At 46.0% G+C, this 24,780-nt stretch carries 22 protein-coding genes; 10 read left to right on the top strand and 12 right to left on the bottom strand.

The annotated features are described in order from the left end of the window. Nucleotides 1-39 precede the first annotated feature (39 nt). A complete protein-coding gene (locus ACRRSY_RS21530; protein ID WP_432464004.1) occupies nt 40-384 on the top strand; it encodes a hypothetical protein in 345 nt (114 codons plus the stop codon). A 178-nt stretch (nt 385-562) separates the two neighbouring features. Here the strand turns inward: ACRRSY_RS21530 and ACRRSY_RS21525 are convergent, their stop codons facing one another. Further along, a complete protein-coding gene (locus tag ACRRSY_RS21525; RefSeq protein WP_432455520.1) occupies nt 563-1,738 on the bottom strand; it encodes a hypothetical protein in 1,176 nt (391 codons plus the stop codon). A gap of 322 nt (nt 1,739-2,060) precedes the next feature. On the opposite strand from ACRRSY_RS21525, the gene trhA reads away from it, so the two are divergent. Then, nucleotides 2,061-2,693: a PAQR family membrane homeostasis protein TrhA gene (gene trhA / locus ACRRSY_RS21520; RefSeq protein ID WP_432455521.1), complete on the top strand. Its 633-nt coding sequence runs from the start codon at nt 2,061-2,063 to the stop codon at nt 2,691-2,693. Here the strand turns inward: trhA and ACRRSY_RS21515 are convergent. Together ACRRSY_RS21515 and ACRRSY_RS21510 are read right to left on the bottom strand one after the other, a co-directional pair. Next, nucleotides 2,690-4,129 (bottom strand): MBL fold metallo-hydrolase RNA specificity domain-containing protein, encoded by a 1,440-nt coding sequence (locus ACRRSY_RS21515; RefSeq protein ID WP_432464003.1) that lies wholly within the window; start codon nt 4,127-4,129, stop codon nt 2,690-2,692. The two genes, trhA and ACRRSY_RS21515, sit on opposite strands and share 4 nt — an antisense overlap. A gap of 175 nt (nt 4,130-4,304) precedes the next feature. Beyond that, complete coding sequence (locus ACRRSY_RS21510) at nt 4,305-5,552, bottom strand: methyl-accepting chemotaxis protein (protein ID WP_432455523.1); 1,248 nt, start codon at nt 5,550-5,552, stop codon at nt 4,305-4,307. Between the two features lie 448 nt (nt 5,553-6,000). Between ACRRSY_RS21510 and ACRRSY_RS21505 the strand changes: the two genes are divergently transcribed. The 4 genes from ACRRSY_RS21505 to ACRRSY_RS21490 all read left to right on the top strand — a co-directional run bounded on the left by ACRRSY_RS21505 (nt 6,001) and on the right by ACRRSY_RS21490 (nt 10,081). Continuing rightward, a complete protein-coding gene (locus ACRRSY_RS21505; RefSeq protein ID WP_432464002.1) occupies nt 6,001-7,032 on the top strand; it encodes an ABC transporter substrate-binding protein in 1,032 nt (343 codons plus the stop codon). A 7-nt stretch (nt 7,033-7,039) separates the two neighbouring features. After that, entirely contained in the window at nt 7,040-8,863 is a 1,824-nt protein-coding gene (locus ACRRSY_RS21500) for a diguanylate cyclase domain-containing protein (protein WP_432464001.1), read from the top strand. A gap of 88 nt (nt 8,864-8,951) precedes the next feature. Continuing rightward, nucleotides 8,952-9,443, top strand: a complete 492-nt coding sequence (locus ACRRSY_RS21495; protein WP_432464000.1) for a hypothetical protein — start codon at nt 8,952-8,954, stop codon at nt 9,441-9,443. Nucleotides 9,444-9,847: 404 nt separating this feature from the next. Beyond that, nucleotides 9,848-10,081: a GNAT family N-acetyltransferase gene (locus tag ACRRSY_RS21490; RefSeq protein ID WP_432463999.1), complete on the top strand. Its 234-nt coding sequence runs from the start codon at nt 9,848-9,850 to the stop codon at nt 10,079-10,081. Between the two features lie 257 nt (nt 10,082-10,338). On the opposite strand, the gene ACRRSY_RS21485 is transcribed toward ACRRSY_RS21490, so the two are convergent. Genes ACRRSY_RS21485 through ACRRSY_RS21460 form a run of 6 tightly spaced genes read right to left on the bottom strand, consistent with a single transcriptional unit; the run spans nt 10,339 to nt 15,378 of the window. Then, nucleotides 10,339-10,734, bottom strand: coding sequence for a hypothetical protein (locus ACRRSY_RS21485; RefSeq protein WP_432455528.1), 396 nt, complete (start codon nt 10,732-10,734; stop codon nt 10,339-10,341). Further along, nucleotides 10,731-11,165, bottom strand: a complete 435-nt coding sequence (locus tag ACRRSY_RS21480) for a YHS domain-containing (seleno)protein (protein WP_432455529.1) — start codon at nt 11,163-11,165, stop codon at nt 10,731-10,733. The genes ACRRSY_RS21485 and ACRRSY_RS21480 overlap by 4 nt, the downstream gene beginning before the upstream one ends. Further along, entirely contained in the window at nt 11,162-11,962 is an 801-nt protein-coding gene (locus ACRRSY_RS21475; RefSeq protein ID WP_432463998.1) for an NRDE family protein, read from the bottom strand. The genes ACRRSY_RS21480 and ACRRSY_RS21475 overlap by 4 nt, the downstream gene beginning before the upstream one ends. Then, nucleotides 11,963-12,475 carry a DinB family protein gene (locus ACRRSY_RS21470; protein WP_432463997.1) on the bottom strand — a complete coding sequence of 171 codons (513 nt, stop codon included), beginning with the start codon at nt 12,473-12,475 and terminating at the stop codon, nt 11,963-11,965. Next, nucleotides 12,459-14,240 (bottom strand): lysophospholipid acyltransferase family protein, encoded by a 1,782-nt coding sequence (locus ACRRSY_RS21465; RefSeq protein ID WP_432463996.1) that lies wholly within the window; start codon nt 14,238-14,240, stop codon nt 12,459-12,461. The genes ACRRSY_RS21470 and ACRRSY_RS21465 overlap by 17 nt, the downstream gene beginning before the upstream one ends. A 10-nt stretch (nt 14,241-14,250) precedes the next feature. Beyond that, nucleotides 14,251-15,378 (bottom strand): D-alanine--D-alanine ligase, encoded by a 1,128-nt coding sequence (locus ACRRSY_RS21460; RefSeq protein WP_432463995.1) that lies wholly within the window; start codon nt 15,376-15,378, stop codon nt 14,251-14,253. A 322-nt stretch (nt 15,379-15,700) separates the two neighbouring features. On the opposite strand from ACRRSY_RS21460, the gene modF reads away from it, so the two are divergent. The 4 genes from modF to ACRRSY_RS21440 all read left to right on the top strand — a co-directional run bounded on the left by modF (nt 15,701) and on the right by ACRRSY_RS21440 (nt 20,917). Continuing rightward, a complete protein-coding gene (gene modF, locus ACRRSY_RS21455) occupies nt 15,701-17,146 on the top strand; it encodes a molybdate ABC transporter ATP-binding protein ModF (RefSeq protein ID WP_432463994.1) in 1,446 nt (481 codons plus the stop codon). Next, the gene (locus ACRRSY_RS21450; RefSeq protein WP_432463993.1) at nt 17,139-17,948 is read left to right on the top strand and encodes a CLCA_X family protein; all 810 of its coding nucleotides are present in this window, start codon (nt 17,139-17,141) and stop codon (nt 17,946-17,948) included. Before modF ends, ACRRSY_RS21450 begins: the two co-directional genes overlap by 8 nt. A 201-nt stretch (nt 17,949-18,149) precedes the next feature. Beyond that, complete coding sequence (locus ACRRSY_RS21445) at nt 18,150-19,184, top strand: extracellular solute-binding protein (RefSeq protein WP_432463992.1); 1,035 nt, start codon at nt 18,150-18,152, stop codon at nt 19,182-19,184. A gap of 2 nt (nt 19,185-19,186) precedes the next feature. After that, nucleotides 19,187-20,917: a diguanylate cyclase domain-containing protein gene (locus ACRRSY_RS21440; RefSeq protein WP_432455537.1), complete on the top strand. Its 1,731-nt coding sequence runs from the start codon at nt 19,187-19,189 to the stop codon at nt 20,915-20,917. Between the two features lie 44 nt (nt 20,918-20,961). Here ACRRSY_RS21440 and ACRRSY_RS21435 read toward each other — a convergent pair whose 3' ends face one another. The 3 genes from ACRRSY_RS21435 to xylF are packed head-to-tail and all read right to left on the bottom strand — an operon-like array spanning nt 20,962 to nt 24,720. Then, nucleotides 20,962-22,140 (bottom strand): sugar ABC transporter permease, encoded by a 1,179-nt coding sequence (locus ACRRSY_RS21435; RefSeq protein ID WP_432455538.1) that lies wholly within the window; start codon nt 22,138-22,140, stop codon nt 20,962-20,964. Between the two features lie 3 nt (nt 22,141-22,143). Continuing rightward, nucleotides 22,144-23,667 carry a xylose ABC transporter ATP-binding protein gene (locus ACRRSY_RS21430; RefSeq protein ID WP_432460398.1) on the bottom strand — a complete coding sequence of 508 codons (1,524 nt, stop codon included), beginning with the start codon at nt 23,665-23,667 and terminating at the stop codon, nt 22,144-22,146. Between the two features lie 60 nt (nt 23,668-23,727). Then, nucleotides 23,728-24,720 carry a D-xylose ABC transporter substrate-binding protein gene (xylF, locus tag ACRRSY_RS21425; RefSeq protein WP_432460397.1) on the bottom strand — a complete coding sequence of 331 codons (993 nt, stop codon included), beginning with the start codon at nt 24,718-24,720 and terminating at the stop codon, nt 23,728-23,730. Between the last annotated feature and the right edge of the window lie 60 nt (nt 24,721-24,780).

Raw genomic sequence — 24,780 nt, 5'->3', positions numbered from 1 at the left:
TGGGGCCTTGGTGCGATAGTAAAAGCATCTGATAGCGAAATGCTGCAGGAAATCGAAGTGAATGATATTGGTGCCGTTAAGGCTTTGGCCGCTGCCGCTTTTGTAGGTTTAGGTGTGCGAGGTTTTGGGCGAATAGATATCAAAATGGATGCACAGGGCTTATGTTATTTTATGGAAGCCAATTTAGTTCCGGGAATGAATCATGGGACTAGTTATTTCCCAAGAGCTTGCGAAATTGCGAATCAGATGCCGTACGATGAGGTGATCTGCATGATGCTCGATGAGTGTGTCGCCAGGGCGAGCTTAGACAAAGCATTGAGCCCCCTTGTCAAACCACATGCCCTAAGCTGCGCAGTGTCACTAAGTCCTTGCCGTGAAATATAGCGATGGATATCAGCATTACTTCTTTTCTTTTTTTGCCAGAATTACGCAAACACTTGAAAAGCTCAGGTAGCAGCATCGGGGATATAAAATATTGCGGAACGGATGATTTCTCCGTTGCGCACAGTTTGCTGGGGATTTTGCTTGAGTGGTGTTTAGACTATGGTTTAAACCGTTATCGTTAGCCACTGTCTGCAGCGCAAAATTGTTTGGTGTTGGATTCTGCTGCGATATGTTGACGTATTAATTTGGCCGAATCAGAAGCGTTGGCTTGGCAAACAAATAAGCCGATTTGCTCATAGCCTCCCATCATCTGAGTTTTGGGCAGAAACTCGATGTATAAACCACAGCCAGGCCCGTTATTCACAATCATATTATAGGCAGGGCTCATCCCCATCTGTTCCATCAGGTGCATGATTGCTCGAATCGCCTGTTGTATACCCAGCACTAATTGCTGTTGCTGTTGTTGATTGAGTTGGTGTAGGTAGCGTTTTTCGTTGTCTTTAAAGATCAAAAGCATGTCTAGTGGTCTTTTCATGAAGTAAGGCACGATTAGTTGTACCTCGCCATAGTCTTTTACTAATAGCTTTTTAGGATTTTCGTCAATCATGTACTGACTGAAGGGGCGGTTGTGACGTTTTCTAAAACGTAGGTTATTAAAAAAATGCTGTGGCAAAATATTGCTATAAGCGATCTGTTGATGACCATGGCTCAGCGAGGCCCCAGCGGTGGCACCATAGTTTTTTATAATTGAGACATATCCGCTGACCACTTGTTGTTCCACTTTGCTTTCGGAACGAGACATAAAATCGGTGGGTTGATGCAGCAAGCTTTGCTCTAAAGCTGCCAATCGCTGAAAGCTAATCATGGCGTCAGCATAGGGCAAGTTATGCCAGTCGAGTTCGTGGATCGACGAGGTCCACTGTAAGAGGTGAAAGCCATAGGAGGCGCGACCATTGTGGTAAGGATCTTGATGCTGAAAGTAGTCTGCGGCTTCTTGAGGTAATTCCTTGATCGGATGAAAGATAGGGTACAGGTTTTTATTGATAAAGGTAAAACCTTGACTGTGTTCGGCAATATCTAAAATATCGGCGCTTTTACCTTCACAGATAGGGCACGCTTGGTTGGTATTTACGTTTATCGGCGGGCTGGTTGTATGGATCCGTTTGGCGCGCGCTGAATTATAGATAATTAAATTGCCGTTGCGCGGGTCGATTTGGCAGATCCCATCGGGCGCAAATTTTTGCAATTGAGGATCATTGCTAATGTTCTTTAGCAGATGTTCAAAGTTTAGCTGGCTCACGTCTTGGCATAGTGCTATCGATTGAGCCCAAGCAAGCGGAAGTTGTTGCCGCATCGCATTCTCCATAACTCTGCAAGTGATTGATGTTTGGTGCCTTAATTATAGTTGAATACGCTTATGATGCAGGCTCTCTAGGGCGCTTTGTTAATTTTTTGCGATACGTTATGGCGGAAATTTGAACTCTTGGTGGAAAGGATTTAGCGCTTGAACGGCCGGTGAGACTCAATATTTCAAGCACTTAAAAACTAATGATCAATCACATTATAGATGCGGTGATGATGTCTGTCCGACGACAATAAAAATTCATATTATTTTCAGTGTACAACTGTACGCTGAAAGTTTAAGCTGATTCAGTTGATGATAAATGGGTTGCGAAATGAGCGTATTGACCAGTGGCTACAGTGAGCGTGAAGAGAAACTGAATGTTGCTTCTCATGGGATTGCTTTGTTGATTGCGATCATCGGTTTAGTCATGTTAATCATTAAGGCTAATGGTTTGATGGCGGTGAGCGCGGTGACAATCTATGGAAGCGCATTGATCCTATTATTCCTGGCTTCGTCTTGGTATCACGGGTGTCGCAATGTCACTTGGAAGGCAGGCTTAAAACTGTTTGATCATTCTGCTATTTACTTGTTAATTGCCGGAACTTATACCCCTATTTTGTTGCTTCGCTTTGAGGGGATGCTATCGTGGGGATCGATGTTGATCATATGGGGCCTCGCGATTTTTGGGGTCGCTTTTAAGCTACTCACTGGCACTCGCTTTCCTAAAATTTCCTTGAGCACTTATCTCATTATGGGATGGTTATCGTTAGTGCTCGCTTATCCTATGTACTTGAATATCGCCACCCTAGGTCTCGTCTGGTTAGCTGTTGGCGGTTTGTTGTTTAGTATTGGCGCGCTTTTTTATGTCGCTAAACATCGAGTCTACAGCCATGCGATATGGCATGTATTTGTGGTGGCGGGCTGCGCTTGCCATTTCGCGGCGATATATCATTATATTGTTTAGGGCAGCCAAACCAGCTTTGGCAAGGCGCTTAAGTCTAGTTTATCGCCGCGTTTTGCGGCGACTAAGGCTCTGGGGGGTGGACTGAGTTGCTCATTGATAGCGGCGATTAAACCTTGTTGAGCTAGTGGTTCGCCATGTACTAAAATTAAGGGAGGGCTCGCTTTAAATTGGTGATACCAAGCGATGAGTTCCGCTTGGTCTGCATGGGCAGATAAACCGCCCACGGTATGTAGTTTAGCCGCCACTTTCACTGGTTTACCATGAATGGTGAGGTAATCTGCCCCATCAACCAGTAGCCTTCCGGGAGTGCTAATTGCTTGATAGCCGCATATAATGACATCACATTCGCTGCGCCAAAGATTATGCTCTAGGTGGCAACGGATCCGGCCGCCATTACACATGCCGCTGCCAGCGATGATGATCAAACCGTGATTGATATCGTTGAGCGCCATCGACTCTTCGGTGCTTTCTATAAATTCAACATTAGACAATAAGGGATGCTCGCCAGGGTGTTGCCGAGTAAAGCGCTTAAAGTCATCATCCATTACCGGATAATTATTAATGTATACCTTGGTTGCTTCTATCGCCATTGGGCTATCTAAGCAAACCTTCCAACGAGATAAATCCCATTGTTTGGCATAAAGATGAAATAGGTAGAGCAATTCTTGGGCTCGGCCCACCGAAAAAGCGGGGAGTAAAATATTACCTTGACTATGGCTGATCGCAGCGGCAAATATTTGTTCCAGTTCGGTGATGGTTTCTTCCCAAGAGCGGTGAAAACGATCGCCGTAGGTGCTTTCCATTAATACTAAATCGGCATCATCAATGGCAACCGGATCGTTAAGAATTGGCATGCCCTCTCGGCCTAGGTCACCACTAAAGACAATTTTTTTCTGACCGGTGGGGTCGGTTAACCATAGTTCGACCAAAGCAGAGCCAAGGATGTGCCCCGCATCGGAGAGGCGCAGTTCAATACCGGGGAAAATGCTGACTCTTTGTCCGTAGGTAATGGGTAAGAACTGCTTTATTGCTTGTTCGACATCGCGTTCGTCATAAAGTATATCGATCGTGGGAAGATTGTTTTTCAATCGCTTCTTATTGACTCGTTCGGTGTCGCGTTGCTGCAACATGGCGGCATCTTTGAGCATGATTTCGGATAGTTCTGCCGAGGCCTTATGAGTGTAGATCGGCCCGCTAAAACCTGATTTCACCAGTTGTGGGATCCGCCCAGAATGGTCGATGTGGGCATGACTAAGAATGACAGCATCGATGCGACTCGGATCAAAATCGAAGTCTTGATGATTGCGTAGGGCATCAGTTTTGCTGCCTTGGATCAACCCGCAATCTAATAGGATCTGGCGATCATTGATGGTGAGTAAGTGACAAGATCCCGTGACTTCTTCGGTGGCTCCTAAAAAGGTGAGTGTCATGTCCATAAACCAACTCCAATGACTTGTTTCTTCTAAGGATAGGCTAGTTTAATGAAGTTACTCGCGAGTTGGCTCACGGGATGAAGGGATGGATGATTGAGAACGGGAACTGAATTAAACCGCTCATCGGAAGGATGAGTACCAGCTGGCAAAAAGTAAACTGGTACTCATTAACGATAACTTAGGCCTTCAAAGTCGCCAGTTGGTCATTGAGTAACAGGGCCAATTGAGATAATTCGGTGCTGAGATTTTCAATATCATGAGTTAAGGCATTTTGCTGCTCAGCCGCTTCACCCATGCCGCTAATATTATTATTGATATCGCCGCTGACATGGCTTTGCTCCTCCGCTGCGGTCGCAACTTGAGCGGCATTGTCGTTGATGGCCGAAATACTAGCGACCACGCTATGCAACTGTTCGTAGCTACCTTCGGTATCTAAAGCTGTTTTGTTGACTTGTTCTCGACTGGTGGATATTAAATCTACGGTTGCATTCACATCGCTTTGTAAGGCTTGAATCAACTGGTTAATTTCTTCGGTGGAGCTTTGGGTTCTTCCTGCAAGATTACGAACCTCATCGGCTACAACCGCAAAGCCGCGTCCTTGTTCACCAGCTCGAGCGGCTTCAATGGCGGCATTTAAAGCTAATAAGTTGGTTTGCTCGGCGATACCGCGAATGGTTTCTAAAATACTGTTAATATCTTGGCTGCGTCCGGCAACCTTGGTGATTCGCTCACTAATTCCTTCCATACTTGATGATACGTCGCGGATCTGTTCCACAGAATATTGAAACTCTTGCTGAGTTTGACTGAGCTGTTGCTCGGCTTTTTGGGCGTTACTGGCAGTACCATTGGCCAGTTCGGCGACTTCTCCGGCGCTGGATGACATCTGATTGACCGCGGTGGCGACATTGTCCGTTTCATTATGTTGGCGGCGACTTAAGCTACCAGAGGTTTGAGCATTTTTTGCCAGTTGCTGTGAACTTTGAGTGAGCTGATTGGCCTGCTGTTGTAGCTGTAGCATTATTTGGCGAAGTTTTTCGGTAAAGGCATTAAATTGCAGCGCCATGTCGGTTAACTCTTGGCTCTGTTGAGCCTCCAGTTTCAATCTTAAGTCACCATCTTTTCCTGCGAGATAACCCATGTGGCGGGTCATTCGAGCTAAAGAGGCTAAGAAGTTTTGTAATATCATGGTCACCACCACTAATATCACAAGGCCACCAAGCGCTGAAATTAACAACATTTTAGCTTTTGCCTGAGCTGTCGTTTCGGCAAATAATGCCTGAATTTGATTGGCATTTAATTGGGTGGCAGCAGCAGCCTGCTCGGTACTGAGTGATGCGTTCCCAAAAATCAGCATTGTCACTAACAAACAACAAAATAGTACCGTAATACTGATTAGTAATTTTAGTTTAAACGACAACTGCGCCATTATATTTCTCCGTAAATAACTAGTCTTCTAAGATCGCATACTTTTGCTCTAAGTGCTCAATTTTTATCGAGAATTGAAGAATAATTAGCAAATTAATGGTCTCGTTGCGAAGATCTTGTGAGCCGAGTAAATTATTCGTGGATTTGTTGATTGCTGGCCAGAGCGCCGTGCTTCATCGAACCACCTGCTTGGTCAAAGTATCATGGCTGTTTTGGTTTCGACGAACCGGGTTTTGCTTGATCTAAAAATAGACCTGAGCATGGGGCTTTATCACTCATGGTTTGTCATATCATGAGTCACTGAATTGGTGCCGCTGGTCTAGCTGTGGTTTTTGTTCGCTAAGGTTGGCTTTCATTTTGTAAATACAGGGCTGAATGCTAACTAAAGAAGCTAAATTTGTCAGGTGGTTTATAGTTTTAGATAGTGATTATTTTCCTAGGTTTAGACTTTGCTTAAAGTCATCGCTTTAATCTTTATTTTTTTGAGTGCTTGCGTATTTGCGCAACCTTCGGTGGTGTTTCTTAATCCAGGTAAGCCGACGGAGAATTTTTGGGCACACGTCGATTTGTTTGCCCTCGCGGCGGCACAACGTTTAGATTTAAAATTGACAATTTTCCACGCGAAACGTGATCAGTATTCAATGATTAAGTATCTCGAGAAGATGATTCAGCAACAGCAATTGCCCGATTACTTGATGTTGGTTAACGAGAAACAAAGCTTGCCACGAATGCTTCATTTGTTGGAAGACCAGCCAGTTTATGTCTTGATATTACTTAACGATTTAGAAGCAGTGCAGCGCTCAAAATATGCGCTAAATACGCATTGGCAACAGTATATTATTAGCCGTTTGGTGCCGAATAATTATTGGATTGGCGAACAAACGGCTAAAGCGATGTATCAGCAAGCGGGCGGGCAGCCTGGCGGAGTGGTGCTGATATCCGGTGATCGAGCCACTCCGGCCTCCAAGGAAAGGGAAGCGGGTGCTCTTAGCTTTTTTCATCAGCAAACTAATTTAAGCGTGAAACCAGTGATATATGGTGATTGGGAACAGGCTCGCAGTTATCAACAAAGTAAATCTTTGCTGCGTCGATATCCCCAACTCAAATATATTTGGACGGCCAATGATCATATGGCTTTTGGCAGTTTGCAAGCGATACAAGACATTGGTAAAAGCGCTGGAAAAGATATTTTTTTAAGTAGCGTGAATGTTTCACTAGAAGCACTCAAATTAAGAGAGCAGGGACAACTCAGCGCGCTCGGGGGAGGACACTTTATGGCTGCAGGTTGGGGTTTACGCCTAATTCATCTGCACTATCTGGGTTACGCACTGCCGTCAAATGTGACGCTACCGATGTTCAGACTAGTACAACCAAATACAGAATTTTATCAACAGCTGAAAGCGCAAGACTGGTCTGGGATCGCCTTTGAACGACTATTTTTGGATGAGCATAATAAGCTAACACTCGAGTTTGTCCATTGAGGATGCCATGCTAAAAGCCTTGTTGAAATCGCGATCTCCAATTGCTAAAAAAATGGTGTTGCTGATTGTTGGTGCTAGCACGGTGTTTGCGTTGGTCTCGGTTGTGGTGCAGTTAGCGTTTCATTTCACTGGTGCGGTAAGACACATCGAACAAAGCGTTGATGAGTATAACCAGGCCAATATTACCGCACTTGAACAAGCCTTATGGTATATCGACTACAACTTGGTTGATGATTTGCTGCAGGCTTTGCTCAAACAACAATATGTGGGAATGCTTAAGTTAGAAGTTAACGATGAGCTGAATATTGCTATCGGTGTGGCTGAGCTGAGTGAGAAAATTTACGTTTATCCCTTGGTTTATCAACAGCAAAACCTTGGTCAATTAAGTGTCGGTTTAGACTTATCGGTGGTGAAACGTGATATTGTAAATCAAGCTTTGGTTATCTTTCTGACTAACGGCTTTAAGACGTTGTTGATGACTCTTATTATTTTGCTATTGGTGACGCGTCTGGTCACTCACGACCTACACCGTTTAGCCAAGGTGGCGGATCAAATTTTCACCAAGCAGCAGCAAATCGTGCAATTGCCAGATCAGCTATTGCAACGTAACGATGAAATTGGCTTGGTTGCGAGTTCAATGCAGCAATTGCAACATCGTTTTCAGCGGGGGTTGGATGCGCGTTTAGCTGCCGAATTACAGTTACATCAACATCGAGAGGAGCTGGAAGCTACCGTTGAACAGCGAACGGCTTTGCTGAATTGGCAAACCGAAGCCAATAAACTGTTATCCGAGATATCACTGTCCTTTCTTACTCAAGGCTCCACGGATGAGTTATTACAACGTGCGCTTGCTATCATTGGTCGTTTATTTGCGGTGGAACGGGTCTGTGTCTTTACTTTTGAAGGCCCGTTGGCGGTTTATCGAAATGTTTGGACGCTTTTTGAGCAAGAGGTCCGACTCGATCCGATTGATTTAGAGCCATTGAGATTGCTGAATGCATATTTGCGCGATGCGACCCCCTTTACCGTGAATGATATTGAAACGGTTAAGCAACAGGCGGAGCCTGAATATGAATTGTTGCGCGAGCGTGGTATTAAGTCTTTTGCTGGTTTTCCTTTACACGATGGCAAGCAGACTTTTGGTTTGCTGAGCTGTGCGAGTCTGAATTATCGATCGATATGGCATGATCATCAGGTAACGCTGTTGAGCCAATTTGCGACCGCGATTACTAGTTTGCTGGTCAAAGAAAAGAAAGAGCTGGCACTGGTGCGATTGCAGTCTGAATTACTACAAGCAAATCAGCGCTTATTGGTATTAGCCGAAACCGATGAGTTAACCGGCTTATTGAATCGCCGTCCCTTTAAGCGTGAACTCACTCGAGCAATTGCGAGTGCTCGTCGTCACAAATCTAAGCTTGCCGTAATGATGGCAGACATCGACTATTTCAAGGCTTATAACGATCGCTATGGGCATTTACAGGGGGACGAAGCCTTAAAGCTGGTGGCGAAGGCTTTAACTTCGGTGGTTCAGCGTAGCGAAGATTGTGTTGCGCGAGTCGGTGGTGAGGAATTTGCGTTGCTATTAACCGACGTGAATCAAGATGAACTACCTTTGATGGCCAGGCGAATCGTAGAACAGGTGGCGGCTCTTCAAGTTGAGCATCAGGATTCGCAAGTGAGTCCAGTGTTGACGATTAGTTTAGGCGGGGTATTGCTGAACTCGATGTCGGTTGATGATAACAACGAGATACTCCAGATGGCCGACAATTGTTTATACGATGCCAAACACCAAGGGCGTAATCGCGCGGTACTTGATTTAGTGAGTGACTGAGTCGATGTTGTTTGCTTTTTAGTCAGAAATATCCATAGTAAACTTATCGCTGTGCATTGTTTTGGATACCTCATTTGCGAGGTTGTATATGACTCATACTCGAATTATGAAATGGGCGATTAACGCTTATGTGGGTTGCGCATTATTGGCGTGGCTTGTTGCGGTTTTCAGTGGGGTACTTACGGAGGCTGAATCAGGCCCGAAGCTATGGATTTTTCCACTCAATTTTGAATTGACCTTAGTTGTATTATTGTTCAGTTTATTGGCTGCTTACTCCTTACGCTACGGCAGTATTCACGGCCGTTTGCTATTGTCTGGCCTTGCCTTGATTGATTTGCTTAATATGATATTTACCAATCCTTTGGTACAGTCCTCGTTGGTCTCTTCGCTTGATGTACTGAGCATGCTTGCCTTGTTTGTTTTATTGTATATCGCTTGGACCAATACTTTGGCTGATAAGGTGAAACGCTTGCAGGCATACCAGCATCAGCAAGTAAAAGGTAAAAGCATCCAATCGCAAGCCGAGCTCCAGCCTAAGCCACAAAACGAGTCACAGCACAAACCACATCGCCCTGAGTAATGCTGGGAAGCCAAGAGCCCTCCTGCTTAAGGGCTTCTTTTTTAGTGACCGGATTAGCTGCAACTAGCGGCTCTCACCATCAGAGTCATCATCGAAGATGAGCGTGCTTAGCGTGAGTCACTCACGATAGCACTAGAAATGTCAGCACCTTCAGCAAACAATGAAAGGCCTGAAAGCAGCCAAGCTTGGCATGTCGTCAGTCCTACTGAGCATTACGGAGTTTAAATAAACATTGAAGTATTAGACAATCCTACTCAACAGTTGATTGATTATCTCGATAAACAAATCAAGGACTTTAACTCGCCAATTGGGAAATTACCGAAAGAATTCCGCTCGTCATTCAACTTAAAAGTAATTCCGGTGAGGTGATTGCTGGTGCGACAGCTCGCTCTTTTGGTGATTGCTTGTTATTGGATACGCTAGGGGTTTGTGAAGCATTACCCGGTCAAGATATTGGTCGTCAAATTTTAAATAAAGTAGAGCAAGTGGGGAAATCTCGGAGTTGTCTTAAGTGTTTCTTAGAAACACGAGACTTTCAAGCCATGCCCTTTTATAAACAGCAGGGCTACCAAGTGCAGTGGGAGCAAGAAGGCTATCCCAAAACGGGCTGTCAGTACTTCATGGTGAAACAACGATAGTGTTGCCAAGACATGTTGTAGAGCGTGTTTCAATTTTCTACGAGGTGCTGAGAGGACAGTGATAGATCACTGGCTATTGTAGGCGAAATCAGCGGATAGATGTTCCGTTGATGTCTTAAACCGTGGCGGTTGATGGCGCTCGGCTGGCGCTTTGAGACTTCGCCAAGCCTCATGCCCCTCACTTCTGAAATCCGTGATTTATTTGATGTGAAATACTTTTAAAACATTACTTCGCTGAGGATTAAAATCCCTTTGAGTCATGATTTGCTTGGTTGCAGCTGTTGGCAGTAGCTCCATAAATAGAGGCTTCCGAATAATACGCCGGGTAGCATCGCTTGCTGCCAATTTGGGGTATGTTGCCACAGGTGTAACAGGCTGGGAATGCTCAGCATTACCAACCAACTTAGCAGCATTGCTAAGTAACGGATGTGCTGGTGATACCCCCAGCGTTGCAATACTGCTCGAGCGACATAACTAATCAAGGCCGTTGAAACAAACGCATAGCTGCCTTGTACCAGTCCGGCTCTTAAGCTGACAACTGGCCCATATTCCCGATTAACCAAAGCGGCCCAAGCGCCGTATCCCAGTGCCGCTAAGATGGCTATTTGCCAAGGGCTGAGGCCATTCACTAACTTGCTGTAGCGCTGTATCATTTCAGTACACTGGGCCAGTTTTTATCGGCGTCTGCAATATAGTTATCGCGTTGCGCGAGCCATTTTTTTTGGATTTCGGCATCGTAATTGAGATAGAGCTTACCTTGATTCACGGTGAATTGCTCTGGCTCAATACTGGCGGTGCTATTGTTGGCGACGGCATAGGCGCAATAGCCGCCATACTGTGGGGCATATTTTTCCGGTTGCGCCTTAAACATGGCGAGATGTTCAGCATTACTAAATTGCCAGATCGCACCCTGCCACTGATATTGGTATTGCTTGCTGCCTTCTATCGGCGCATTGTCGGTGAAGTAGGCGACGCTGTCGTAGCCTTTAATTGCTAAATTGTTATACCAAGGCGTATAAATAGCATCGGCGGCGTAGCTGGTGCCAGATAGTAGTAGCAAACTAAATAGGAGCTTTTTCATCATGGTTCCTCTCTCATTGAGTGGGGGGTAAGACGGGTTAACTGGCGCTGCTGTCTATGCAATGACTGCCAGTCTCTTTTTGGATTTGCCGCTTGGTTGCGCCAGTGCGCTAAACTGTTTTCGGGGTAGTAGTTAAAATTAAGATTTTTCCTACCGAGGACCACTTGGCATATGCTTTTGCTGTGAGCATCTTGGCGATCCATTAATACGGATTCATTCGGCTGCTTGCCTTGTTGGAGGTGAACGGCTTGCAGTACACCGTTGGCTAACTGTTCTGCATCCTGTTTGAGATTTTCCTCCTGACTTTGCCACCATTGCGCAAAGTACTGTTGGCGCTTGGCGATAATCCGCTTGGTATCTAGTGCCGAAGAACTAAATAGCAGCGCTTTTTGAGTGACTGGACTAGTGCTGAGCTGTTGGCCATTCCAGCGGTAGTGTTGACATAAGTGTGGTGACATCATCAATAAATCGAAGGGATTATAGTCACGGTAATCTTGGTTGGTTAAATGTTCTTCAAGTGCTTCGGCTGCGCCAACATTGAGCGCCTGTGGAATGATTGTTCCGCGGCTTGGCGCATCGCTGTGCTGTGGATCTTGATAACGATTGAGTAAGGCCAGCGTTACCCCATGATTGTTCACTCCAAACCAGCTGCCACCCGCTAGAGCATCGCGTGGATATAAGAGCTGAGTGTTGCATTTGCTTTGCTGGATGAGTCCGGCTTCATGACGAGTTCTTGCCTCATCACGATTCATGGTGATGACTAGCTGCTGTGGCAGGCGTATCAGACTTAAAGTACACATTTAATTGGCCTGCTGACGCAGATAACTGGCGGTACTTGGTGCTATCCCAATTTTGGCATTTACCAGCAGCCCGAGTTCTTTAGCTACCAGCTTGGCGTAGGCGACATGGTGCACCGTATGATTAATCAGATAACAAAGCTCTCGGTCGATGCTGCTGTCAAATTGCTGGCTACACTGCTGCACACTGGAAATTTCAGATTCAACTCGAATGGGCGCGTCTGCGAGCGCAGTCTCGCTTACCGAAAACCAATGGTTCAGTTGGTGAATGAGTTGTAATGCAATCATTGGGTCCTGTTCTAACTGACTGTCGCGATGACGCTGATTGTAGTCGATACAGCCTTGTTTAATACCTTGTTGTAGTGCTAAAAAGTGGTCCAAAATATGTCGCACATGGCGTCCTATCCCAGATTCACTGTGTCGTGAGGGTTGATTGTAGCGTTGTCTATCACTGGCTTCGACTAAGTGTTGTACTTGTTGCAATGCCTCGATGGTTGCCTTATGCAGCGGCTTCATTATGTCTCCATTTAGTTAAAAATATTTCACTACCGGTTTGACCGAGGTAACGCCGTAAATATTTCTGAGGGGTCTTTCTAAGATCAACAATAATTAACCCATCGAGTGATTGATTGAAGCGGTTGTTCACCGAGAAACAAACAAAACGACCGTTTAGCGCTAAATAATGACGTAATAAAATTGGGATCGATTTCCCCGGCTCGCATTGCCCAATCAGTTTGTTTAAGATGGTGATATTACTTAAGGATGCGAGTACCTTGGTAGTCCATACCTTGCCTTTAACCTTGAGAGGCACCATTGGCTTGACGTCATTTAAGTAACGTTGTTCAGCCCGAAAGGCAGAAATCATAGAGTCAGATATAAAAGCTTGGGCGAGCTCAGAATGCTCTTGAGAGATACTGACACAGCCAAATAAGGTGTGATATTGCGGATGTTTGGCAACATAGTGACCAATCCCCTGCCAAAGCAAGTCGAGAGCCCGCGGATGGCGTTGATACTTAGGAACCACAAACGACCGCCCCATCTCCAGACAGTCACCCATGCGTTGCAGATATTGTGGTTCAAAATCATACAGAGAGCGGCTATATAAGGCTTTAATGCCATGTTGTTTCACAATCTCATTGGCTTGACCTAAACGATAACCGCCAACTAAGCAATTGGCTTGTTTATCCCAAACAAACAGGTGCAGGTAGTGAGGGTCAAACTGATCACTATCGAGTGGTTTTCCGGTGCCTTCGCCAGCGGCTCTGAAGGTGACTTCTCTGGCGAGAGCTATTTCATCCATCATCGGGCCTAATCGTGAGTATGGGGCACAATAGACTGCAAAGTTGCGTCGTTCGAGTAACATGCAATCTTCGAGCGCTTGTAATTGCTGACGTAATTGTTGGCGGCCATGGGGCAGGCTTTCAACCAAGTGTAGCGGGGGATATTTCGACACCAGCTTGGGAGTGGTGAGTGGCGATAAACTCAGTAGGTCGGTGGCGACTCGAAAATAATCGGTCACGGCTTGCTCATCGGCTAAGTCTTGATAGTCCTTAGGGGCAATCGTTTGACCTAGCTGCAGGGTAAATTCACGGCCACGTTTATTCACCAGTTCTCGGGGCAGCAATAGAGTTCTGAGTCGACGATGTACGAGGCCGGCTAAATAAAACAGCTTCGAGTTGCGGCCTGAGACAAAACAGGGTAGTACCGTCGCCTGATAACGCAGCGCCAAACGACCAACCAAAGTATGCCATTGACGGTCTCCAATTTTGCCGGTGTCGGTATTGATGGCCGAGACCATGCCCGCAGGATAAATCATCAGCGCGCCGCCCTTGGCGAGGTGCTGGCAAGCCGCTCTGATCCCTTTGGCGTTAGCTTTGGTCGCATTTTTTGATAATACATCCACCCCAATGAATAGCTGGTTAAACTCGGGAATATTGGCCAATAGTTGATTGGTGAGTACCTTTAAGTCTGGCCTCACTTGTAGCAGTTGCTCACTCATCGCGACGCCTTCTAAACCGCCTAAAGGATGATTCGCCACAATCAATAGTGGGCCTTGTTGCGGGATAGTTTGAAAGTTTTCAGGATTGTTGACCAATAATGAGAAATCCAGGCTGCGCATAGTATGACGTAAAAACGTAGTGGCGATGTGCTGCTTATCGGCGTGCCGTGGCCGACTTGCATAGTGCTTGGCCAAGGGCGAAAGAGCCAGTACCTGCTCAAGGATGCGTGCCAGCCATTGGGGACGCAGCTTTAGCTTAAATGGGTTATCGAATTTTTGCATGGACTGCTCCTTAGTCTGTTTCTGGGTAGCTAGCGGTTAGTTCGCGCTCGTGTTTCCAGCGAACCAGCAGTTCTTTAAATTTTGGTGGTTGATAGCCTCGTTTACGATTTGCAGCGCCGAGTTCGAACAGGGTTTTATATTGAAACAGTAATGAGCGGATTGCTTCTCGAAAAGAGGTATTGCGATCCCAAATATGTAGTGATTCAGAACTGGCGCTATTGATCTCCACTATTTCTAAGTTTTTGCCCTGTTGTAACTGCTCTATATCGGCAAATTTTATATCCATGCGGCCGTAATAAAACTCTGGTAGATCAGCCATGATCCGATTGATTGCAGCATTCAGTTGTGGCGTGATCAGATGCTGAGCATCGCGGAAAATAGCGCCACGACAGTGGCTGGCAGAGAATACCAGCTTATAAGGTTGGTCGAGGCGGAGCACTTCATCTAATTTGTCTTGGTGACGAGATAGATATAGGTGCTGTAATTGGCTGGCGCGGGGATCAGCTTGAATGAGTTGCTTTAAGGTACTGGTTCCATCGCCGAGTACATAGGGGGTGTACTTGAGTGCCAATGAGATAATTTTCCCCTCGGCTTGTTCAGGGTGACGAACAAAAAACACGCCCGCTTCCGCTTCATAACTGGCCAGTTTTTGGAGCAACATCACGGCATTGAGTGGGTAGCTGGCTAAACATTCGCGTAATTGTTTGGTGTTGTGCAGTAACTTGACTCCTGCACCTCGACAGCCGATATCGGGTTTTCCAACCAAGGGAAATTGCAAGTCACGTTGCGCCATTAAGGATATTAAGTCTTCAACTTGGCGTTCTAGTGGTGCGCCACTGCGAGTCACTTTTAACCAACGCAGCACGGCTTGTTCGCAGTGCCCTTGCGCTTGACAGAGTAATTCACTCTTGCCAACACCAACCATGCCCGCTAACGGCAACTTGGGGTTGGCGAGTAGTGGTAAAGTGAGCGAGCGATGCCGTAGGCTTAACAGTAAGCACTGTACCACGACTGGAATGTAGACTGCCCAAGTTGGCCAAAACTCAAAGAATGAGGTGGTTTTGCCACTCATATCTAAGGCGGGCATACCGGGAGAGACATAGGGTGTGGAGGGTTTATGATTTGATGCTTGAGTCACGGTATAGAGGCGTCCAATTATATTTGTTCTGCCCTATCAGACCTGAGAAACCCAATAAATAATTCAAGGTCTTCAAATTTAGTCCGCTGACAAGTGGGTAAGGATTTTCAAATTATGCTGAATATGGAAATAAAAGGGCTTCTTAAGCTGACTTTATGTCTCGGCTAGATTGGTCGTAGTGGGCAGTGAAATGCTAGTGTTGACCAATCGTCATGAGGGATTTAGATGAAGATAAGGGACGTTTAATTTATGCTATTGCGGCCAGGGATGAATCGTGTTTCATCTCCAACAAGTATCCCCTAAGGCTCTAGGAAGTATTTCGATGATCATACAAGACTTGGTACTGCTCGCCGGTGAGCGGCGTTTAGCAATCAAACATTGGTCGATAGCACCAGCTGAGCACTGGGCCATTTTAGGCCACAGTGGCAGTGGTAAATCTTTGTTGGGGGCGTGGTTCAATGGTGAATTAATTGCTCAAGCTGGCGAGTGTTGCGGTGCGCCGGAGCGAGTGGCTTTGGTCTCCCTAGAGCAGCAACAAGCATTGTTAGAGCGCGAGTTAGCCGAAGATGACAGCGATTTTAGTGACCAATTCGACCCCGGACATAGTGTGGCTGAATTATTGCTGCGGGTGAACCATGAGCCAGCGCAACGACAAGCAGTGATCGAACAGTGTGATTTAAGTGGTTTGTTGGCGCGTGGTTTTAAGCTGCTCTCTACGGGAGAAACTCGCCGAGTGATGCTAGCCTTGGCCTTACTTCGCCAGCCGCAGTTATTGGTGCTCGATGAACCCTTTGCCGGTTTAGATCTGGCGCACCAACAACAGTTACTGGATTTACTGGCCTCGCTTGCCCAGCAATGCCAACTGATGCTGATTAGTTCGCGTGACGAAGAGCTACCGGCGGCGATCAGTCATGTTGCGGTGCTCGACGATCAGGCTTTGAGTCAACAACTCTCCATCGAGCAATGGCGCGAGCACCCAGAGCGTCGTTTGTTAGAGCAACAGGCTGAGCGGCAGTCATTCGCGATTGTTGAAGGTTTACGCCAACAGTGCCAATCGCCGCCATCGGGTCCCTTGTTTTCGATCCGCGATGGGCAAGTGGCCTATGCCGGTGAAACGCTATTTGAGAGCCTAACCTGGAGTATTGAAGCGGGTCAGCATTGGCAAATTCGGGGGCCGAATGGCTGTGGAAAGAGCACTTTACTTAACCTGATCTTTGGCGACCATCCTCAGTGTTATAGTAATCAAATTGAAGTCTTGGGTTATTCTCGGGGAAGTGGCGAAAGCATTTGGGAAATTAAACGGCAAATTGGCATGGTTTCCTCGAGTTTACATTTGCAGTATCGGGTTAACTGCAGTGCTCTGGAAGTGGTGTTGTCAGGTCTTTATGATTCCATCGGTATCTATCAACAAGTTTCGGAGCTGGAACGACAACAAGCCAAGTTGTGGTTGGAACTATTTGGTTTAACTGAGCTGGCTAACTGTGGTTTTAAATCTTTATCCTACGGACAACAACGGCTACTGCTGATTGCTCGAGCCTTAGTGAAAGGCCCCGCTTTGTTATTACTTGATGAACCATGCCAAGGCTTAGATTTTTTACAGCGTCGTTTGGTGCTGAATGCCCTTGAGCGAGTCGCAAAATATCAACTGAGTCATCTGGTGTATGTGACGCACCATCAGCAAGATGCATTACCCAGTATTCACCATTTCATCGACTTTGTGGATGGTAAAATTCAGATCAGTCGTTCGCTAGGATCTGAGTTTGGATAAGTCGGAACCGGGTCAATCAGGTTTATATCGTGATTACTATCGGCGAGGGCCCGATTACCGTCATGGTGATGAAGTGGATTTTGCTGACATTAAAAATACTTTTGGTTTTGCGGGCTTAAGCATTGGCGCTTGGGTGACTGCGCAAGAAAAGGTGCTGGCCGCAAACTTATTATTTGATGCTTTGGCCGATCTTGCTTTTCTATTAAATTTGCCGCCTCAGGCCTTGGGGTTACGCGGTCATTTAAACTTGGCCTTTGGGCATGGCGGGCAGCGTTTAGCGCAAGCCCATTACGCACTCAATTCACGAACCCTTGCCTTAGCAAAAAATGCAGGGGCAGGTGCTTTGGCCCATGAATGGTGGCATGCCTTCGATCATTATATGGCCGATAAGTTATTTGTTGAGCCCGCGGCTACCCATGATTTTGCTTCAAGTCGCTGGTTGTCTGATGATCGGCAACGCCAGCATCCATTGAATCAACGCCTCAATCGCTTGTTTGCTGTGGCTCTATTAAGCTCAGATGGACAAGATCTAAACTCTTATGTGCGACGTTCGCTGGCCTTAGATAGGCAGTTTAAGCAAAGTTATTTTAGTCTGCCAACGGAGATGATGGCTCGTGCTTTCGAAGCTTGGGTACAAAGTCGCGAGGAACTCAAAAATGCCTATTTGGTGAGTGGAACCAAGCAAAGTGAGCTTGCTCAAGCAGGGGCTTACCCAGATTCCGAACATCTGCAGCGGATTGGCGTTGCGCTACTGGCTTATTTTGAATCACTGGGTCAAGCGTTAACCCAAACTGAACTCTAATATTCATTTTTCTTGTAGCAATCAATCGTTCACACATGGATTTTGTATAAGCGCTGAAGAGTAAGCTAAGCTTTATAGCGATGGTTTGTTGAATGCGCTTAACTTTTAATTCACATTATGGACATTATTCGTATACTTAATCACTCTATTGTTATTTTACGTTTTATAGCTTAGCTCTAAGTAAACATCAAGGAACAAGGAATGTTGCGAGTTATATCAGCAGGTTTGCTGGTTGCTTGGTTAGCTATTTTGCCAGCGGTTGCAGAGCAGGTCGATTTGCGGGTACTGGCTTGGCCCGGTTATGCTGACAGCGATATTGTGACCGTGTTCGAGAAACGCTATCAAGTAAAAGTTAAAGTTAGTTATGTGACTAACGATGATGATATGTGGCTACGGATCGGTCATCAGCAGGGGGCTGATTTTGATGTATTTGCGGTGAATACTGCCGAATTGCAGCGTTACATCAACGCTAATTTGACTCAGCCGCTCAATCCAAAACTACTGCCGAATGTGCTTCATCAACGGTCTCGCTTTAAGGCATTGCAATCGATCCCGGGAGCGACTCGAGGCGATGCCGTGTATGCGGTACCTTATACCTACTCTGAAATGGGGCTTATTTATAATTTAGCAATGTTTAAACAGCCTCCTACTAGTTGGCAGGTATTATGGGATCCCCGTTATCGTGCTCAAATTTTGGCTTATAACGGCAGTTCGCATAATTACTCTTTGGCGGCGATGGTCGAGGGGGTTGCTAATCCGTTTCAATTGGATGAGGCGCAATTCAGGCAAGCCACCGAACGTTTAGTGGCTTTGCGACGGAATGTATTGACCTTTTATGCTTCCCCCGAGGAGGCGCTAGATTATTTTACTCAGGAAAATATAGCGCTGATGTTTGCTAACTATGGCGCGCAGCAGGTCAAAATGCTCACCGATGCTGGCGCTCAGGTTGGTTACGTGATCCCAAGAGAAGGAGCCTTAGCCTGGCTTGATTGTTGGGTTCTTTCGGCAGGCATGAAAAACTCAGAGTTAGCCCATCAATGGATTAATTACACTTTAGAGCCTTGGGTGAGTGAGCGTTTAACTCAGCGCCAAGGGCTGGCAAATACTATTGTACAAGATCCGCGAAGTGTTACCGAAGATAAAGTTATCTGGCTACAAGCGGTAGAGGATCAGCAACGTCGTAGTCAAGTTTGGCAGCTTATTCTAAGTGGCAAAAATATGGCCACGATGGAATGACCATGAGTAACTCCATCTCACTTCGTCTTGGCTTATGGTTTTCAATGTTTGGGATCTTAGCCTCGATCGTGACGGCGACCATCAGTTATCACGAAAGCCGCGGTTTGCTCAGCCAAAGCGCCGAACGAGAACTAGCCACAACCACTCAAATATTAACCCGTGAGTTTAGTCGAACCATCGATGAAATTGCCAAAGATGCGCGTTTTTTGAGTGCTATACCACAGACCGTCGGTTATTTTAGTACGCTTCAACCCGCTGAATTTGCCGAGCAACTGAATTCAATATTTACCCAAAAACTGAAGTTAAACTCTTCTTATTTTCAGATCCGTTTTATTGGTGCCGCCGACTTTGGTCGAGAGTTGATTCGGGTGGACCGTTTAAGTTCTGGTGTGGTTTCTCGCAGCCCTTCTGAGTTAGAAGAAAAAGCTCATTATCCTTATGTTTTTCGAACGTTGCGGCTTAGTCCGGATGAAGTTTATCTATCGGATATTGAAATTCATACCGAGCAGGGCTTGGAAGTGGATTTGCATCATCCAACTTTAAAGGTTGCTTCGCCAGTGTATGTTGATGGTCAGACGCTCGGTTTGGTGGTGATTAATGTAAGTTTGACCCAATTGTTTAGTTTATTACAGGCGGATTTACCGAAAGGTGTTGATATTTATCTGAGTAATCAGCACGGTGATTATTTAGTGAATCCAGATTCTGATAAGCAGTTTGGTTTTCATTTTGGCCACCGCTATTTAATTCAACAAGATTTTCCCGAAATGGAAGCGTTATTTAGTAACCATCAACCGCTGACCTATGTATTGCCCTCCTCTGTTGGCGTGAATTACCAACGGGCGGTATCATTTACTGCGTTGTTTTATGGTTCTATCACCAATCAAAAAATGGCGGTATTGGGTTTGGCTAGCCCTTTACCAAGCTTGAGTGCGATTATGGATGTCTTAGCTGGTTCAATGATTAAGGTGTGTTTGGGTTTGAGCCTATTGGGATTATTGACCTCACTGTTGTTTGCTCGGATTTTGTCGATGCCGATCCGTAATATGGTGGCGGCAGTGAAAGATTTTTCTGCGGGCCAGTCGTTGGATCAGCGTTTATTACCAAGCGACCGTAATGATGAGATTGGTTTACTTGCGAATAGCTTCTATGCCATGTCGCAGCAAATTAACCTGCAGATTAAAATTCTGAAAGACAATGAGACTAATCTACGTCATCTCGCCAGTCACGACGGTTTGACTGGCCTGCCAAATCGAGCGCTGTTCTTGGAGCAGTTAAATGCCTCGATGCGTCAAGCACAACTTAGTGAGACTCAATTGGCCGTCGTGTTTATTGATTTAGATGATTTTAAACAGGTGAATGATAGTTTTGGTCATGCTGCGGGTGATCAATTATTGCAGCAAGTTGCGCAGGTGGTGCGAGACACCATTCGAGCGGAAGATTCGGTGGCTCGTTTTGCGGGAGATGAGTTTATGCTCGCATTGACTTCGATAGACCAGCATCAGGATGCATCGTCGGTGGTGAATAAGGTTTTGAGTCGTTTAGCCGAAGAAATATATTTGGATACTCAGGTTCATCCGGTGTACGCCAGTGTTGGCATCAGTATTTATCCGGGTGATGGCATTAATGCCGAAATGTTGATCCGAAATGCTGATGCCGCGATGTATAAAGCCAAGGAAAAAGGTCGTAATTGCTTTTGCTTTTACGACCTTAAATCTGCTCAGTCCAACAATTAAGCAGCCTGGTGTGCGATCATTGTCGGCTTGCACAGCGTGCTGTTTTAAGCGCGTTTTTTACTGGCAACATCCATCCATACTGCGAGTAGCAAAATACTGCCCTTAATGATCGATTGCCAATAGGTCGGTACATCCATCATGCTCATTCCGTTGTCCAGACTGGCCATGATAAAGGCGCCTAAAACAGCTCCGAATACGGTACCGACCCCACCTGCTAAGCTGGTACCGCCAATCACACAGGCGGCAATTGCATCCAGTTCGGCGATATTACCCGCCGAGGGGGAACCCGCGCCTAAGCGGGAGGCCAAAATTAAACCTGCGACCCCAACTAATAAACCATTAATGGCAAATACACTGAGTTTAGTTTTTTCTACATTGATCCCTGATAGGCGGCTGGCTTCGAGATTACCGCCAATGGCATAAATACGCCGTCCAAAAGCGGTTTTTTTGGCCATGAATGCGGCGATAAACATCAAAACTACCAATAGTAGTACCGGGGTAGGGACGCCGCGATAATCGTTGAGCAACAATATTGCCGCTAAGGCAAAAATTGCGATAAAACCAAATTTCAGTATATCCCCGGCAATTGGACTGTTATCTAGCTGGTGGGCACTACGGTTTTTACGTCGTTTGCCTTGCCAGGCGAAGAATACGATCAATGCTCCAACAGTGGTCATTAGCGAAAACAGATCGGGGAGATAGCTTTGGCCAATAATCGCCATACTGGGGCTGGTGGGCGCCACGGTACTGCCACCAGTAATACCGATCAGAATACCTCGAAAGGCCAATAAACCGGCGAGAGTGACGATGAAAGAAGGCACTCTGCGATAGGCAACCCACCAGCCATTCCAAAGCCCGAGCAGTAAGCCAGCACATAAGGTGAGAACAATGGTGAGAGGCAAGGGCAGTTGCCACCATACATCCATAATTGCAGCAGCGCCGCCGAGTAGTCCCATCATAGAGCCTACTGATAAATCAATCTCAGCAGAAATGATGACAAAGACCATACCGATGGCGAGGATCCCTGTAATTGCAGTTTGTCGTAACAGGTTTGAAATATTACGAGGGGTGAGATAACTACCGTCAGTAGCAAAATAGAAAAACAGCATGATCAAAGCAATAGCGGCAAACATTACTAATACCTGTAGCTGCATTTTTTTCAGTTTATCCATCAAGTTGCCCTTGACTGCAGGGGGGGTGATGGTGGTTTCTTGACTAGACATGTTTTACTCCTCGGCCAATGCACAATCCATCACCATTTCCTGGCTCAGGTTTTGATTGTCTAATAGGCCTTTTAATTTACCTTCGTGCATCACCAAGACTCGGTCACTGATCCCTAATACTTCGGGTAATTCTGAAGACACCATAATGATGCTAATTCCTTGTTTAACAAGCTGAAAAATAAGTTTATAGATCTCATATTTAGCCCCCACATCGATCCCTCGTGTTGGTTCATCGAGAATTAAAATACGCGGTTTTAGTAGCAGAAACTTCGCCAAAATTGCTTTTTGCTGATTACCGCCACTAAGGCTTTTAATCGCCAAGTCGGCAGAAGCGGTTTTGACTTTGAGTCGTGCGATGGATTGGTCTATTGAGGCCTGTTCCGCCGATTCGTTTAAGGCTTGAGCGGGGCCAGTAAACATATTTAATCCTGCCAAGGTAATGTTATGGCCAACGCCCATGATCGGAACAATCCCGTGACGCTTGCGATCTTCAGGTACCATGGCAATGCCATATTTAAGAGCATCCCGATTATGACGGATCTTAATTGGCTGACCGTCTAGTTCGATCGGACATTGATAAATGCCCTCATAGGAACCAAACAAGCATTGCATCAGTTCGGTGCGGCCCGAACCCACTAAACCGGCGACCGCTAATATTTCGCCCTTATGTAGGCTAAAATTGACTTGGTCCACTTGCTTTAAGGGCGAGCCTTTGGTGAGCTGGGCATTCACCGGCCCAACTTTTAATACCACGTCACCGATCGGATGTTCTTCCCGAGGGAACAGTTGTTTGAGTTCGCGGCCAACCATCATGCTGATAATATCGTCGGTGCTCATTTGTTTGGCAGACTGAGTCCCAATATGCTCACCATCGCGAATAATGCAGATGCGGTCAGAGATTTCTTTGACTTCGGTGAGCTTGTGAGAAATATACACACAGCTAACGCCTTCACTGCGCAGCTGTTTGACGATGTCTAACAGTATCCGAGTTTCCGACTCGGTGAGTGGGGCGCTGGGTTCATCTAAGACCAATACTTCGGCTTGTTTGGATAAGGCCTTGGCTATTTCCACCAGTTGTTGCTGGCCGACGCCTAACTCGCGGATCGGTGTATCCGGCGAAATATCTAAGTTCACCCGTTGCAACAGGGCTTTGGTTTGCTGAAACATTGCGCTGTGATCCAGCACGCCATAATGGCTGAGCTCGGCGCCCAGAAAAATGTTCTCCAAGATCGATAGTTCTTTCACCAAGGTGAGTTCTTGGTGAATAATCGCAATGCCTTTTTCCTCACTATCTCTGACATTGTGTGAAATTAAGGGTTGGCCTTTGTAATGGATTTGACCTTGATAAGATCCGTAGGGGTGCACCCCGGTGAGCACCTTCATTAAGGTTGATTTACCCGAACCGTTTTCGCCGCAAAGTGATACCACCTCACCGCGCTCAAGATTAAAATTGACTCCATTTAAGGCCACCACGCCGGAAAATTTCTTAACAATGTTAGACATTGTTAATAAGCTGGTTTGACTCATAAGTGCTCCTCAAAAGGCGGGGAAGGCCCCGCCTTTCAATACCGCTGGATGAACAGAAGGTTATTGGTAAACGTCTGCTTTGGTGTGGAAACCATCGGCAATAATCGTGCTGTCGATGTTGTCTTTGTCTACGGGGATCGGAGTTAACAAGTAAGCGGGCACATCTTTAGTGCCGTTGTTTAAGCTCGAGTTGGCTTTGGGCATTTTGCCTTCGCCCATTTCAACCGCTAATTCGGCTGCGGTGGTGGCTAATAGCTTTATGGGTTTGTAAATCGTCATGGTTTGCGTGCCAGCAAGGACCCGACGAGTTGCTGCTAAGTCGGCATCTTGACCGGAAATAAAGACTTTCCCGGCTAAACCTTGCGCTTCAAGCGCTTGAATTGCACCACCAGCGGTGGAGTCGTTGGAGGCAACAACAACATCGATATTGTTGTTATTGGCGGTGAGTGCATTTTCCATGATTTTTAATGCGTTTTCAGCGAGCCAGCCATCGACCCATTGATCGCCAACCACTTTAATATCGCCTTTGTCGATCAGCGGTTGCAGGATATTCATTTGTCCTTGACGGAATAATTTCGCGTTGTTGTCGACAGGTGAGCCCCCCATCAAAAAGAAGTTGCCATTGGCTTTATGTTGGATCAACGCTTTGGCCTGTAATTCACCTACTTTTTCATTGTCAAAAGATAGATAAAAATCGATGTCTGCATTATTGATTAAGCGGTCATAGGCGAGCACTTTAATGCCCTCAGATTTTGCTTCAGCGATAACATTCGACAAAACCTTGCCGTTGTAAGGGATAATTACTAATACATCGACACCGCGAGAAATCATGTTTTCAATTTGAGAAATTTGTGCAGTCTCGTTGCTATTTGAAGACTGTACGAATACTTTGGCACCAAGCGCCTCAGCTTTCTCAACAAAAAAATCGCGGTCTTTCTGCCAGCGCTCTAGACGTAAATCATCGATGGCTAAACCGATTTTTACGGTTTTGGCAAAGGCTGGTGTGGATAGGGCTAATACGGCTGTACAGATTAACATGATCAGCTTTTTCATATATGGCTCCTTGCTTGATAGCTTGTTTTATTATGTTTTTATTTAGGGCGATTGTGCCTG

This window comes from Agarivorans sp. QJM3NY_33, assembly GCF_050870865.2.
Lineage (GTDB): Bacteria > Pseudomonadota > Gammaproteobacteria > Enterobacterales > Celerinatantimonadaceae > Agarivorans.
This window is presented reverse-complemented; position numbering and strand designations above follow the sequence as displayed.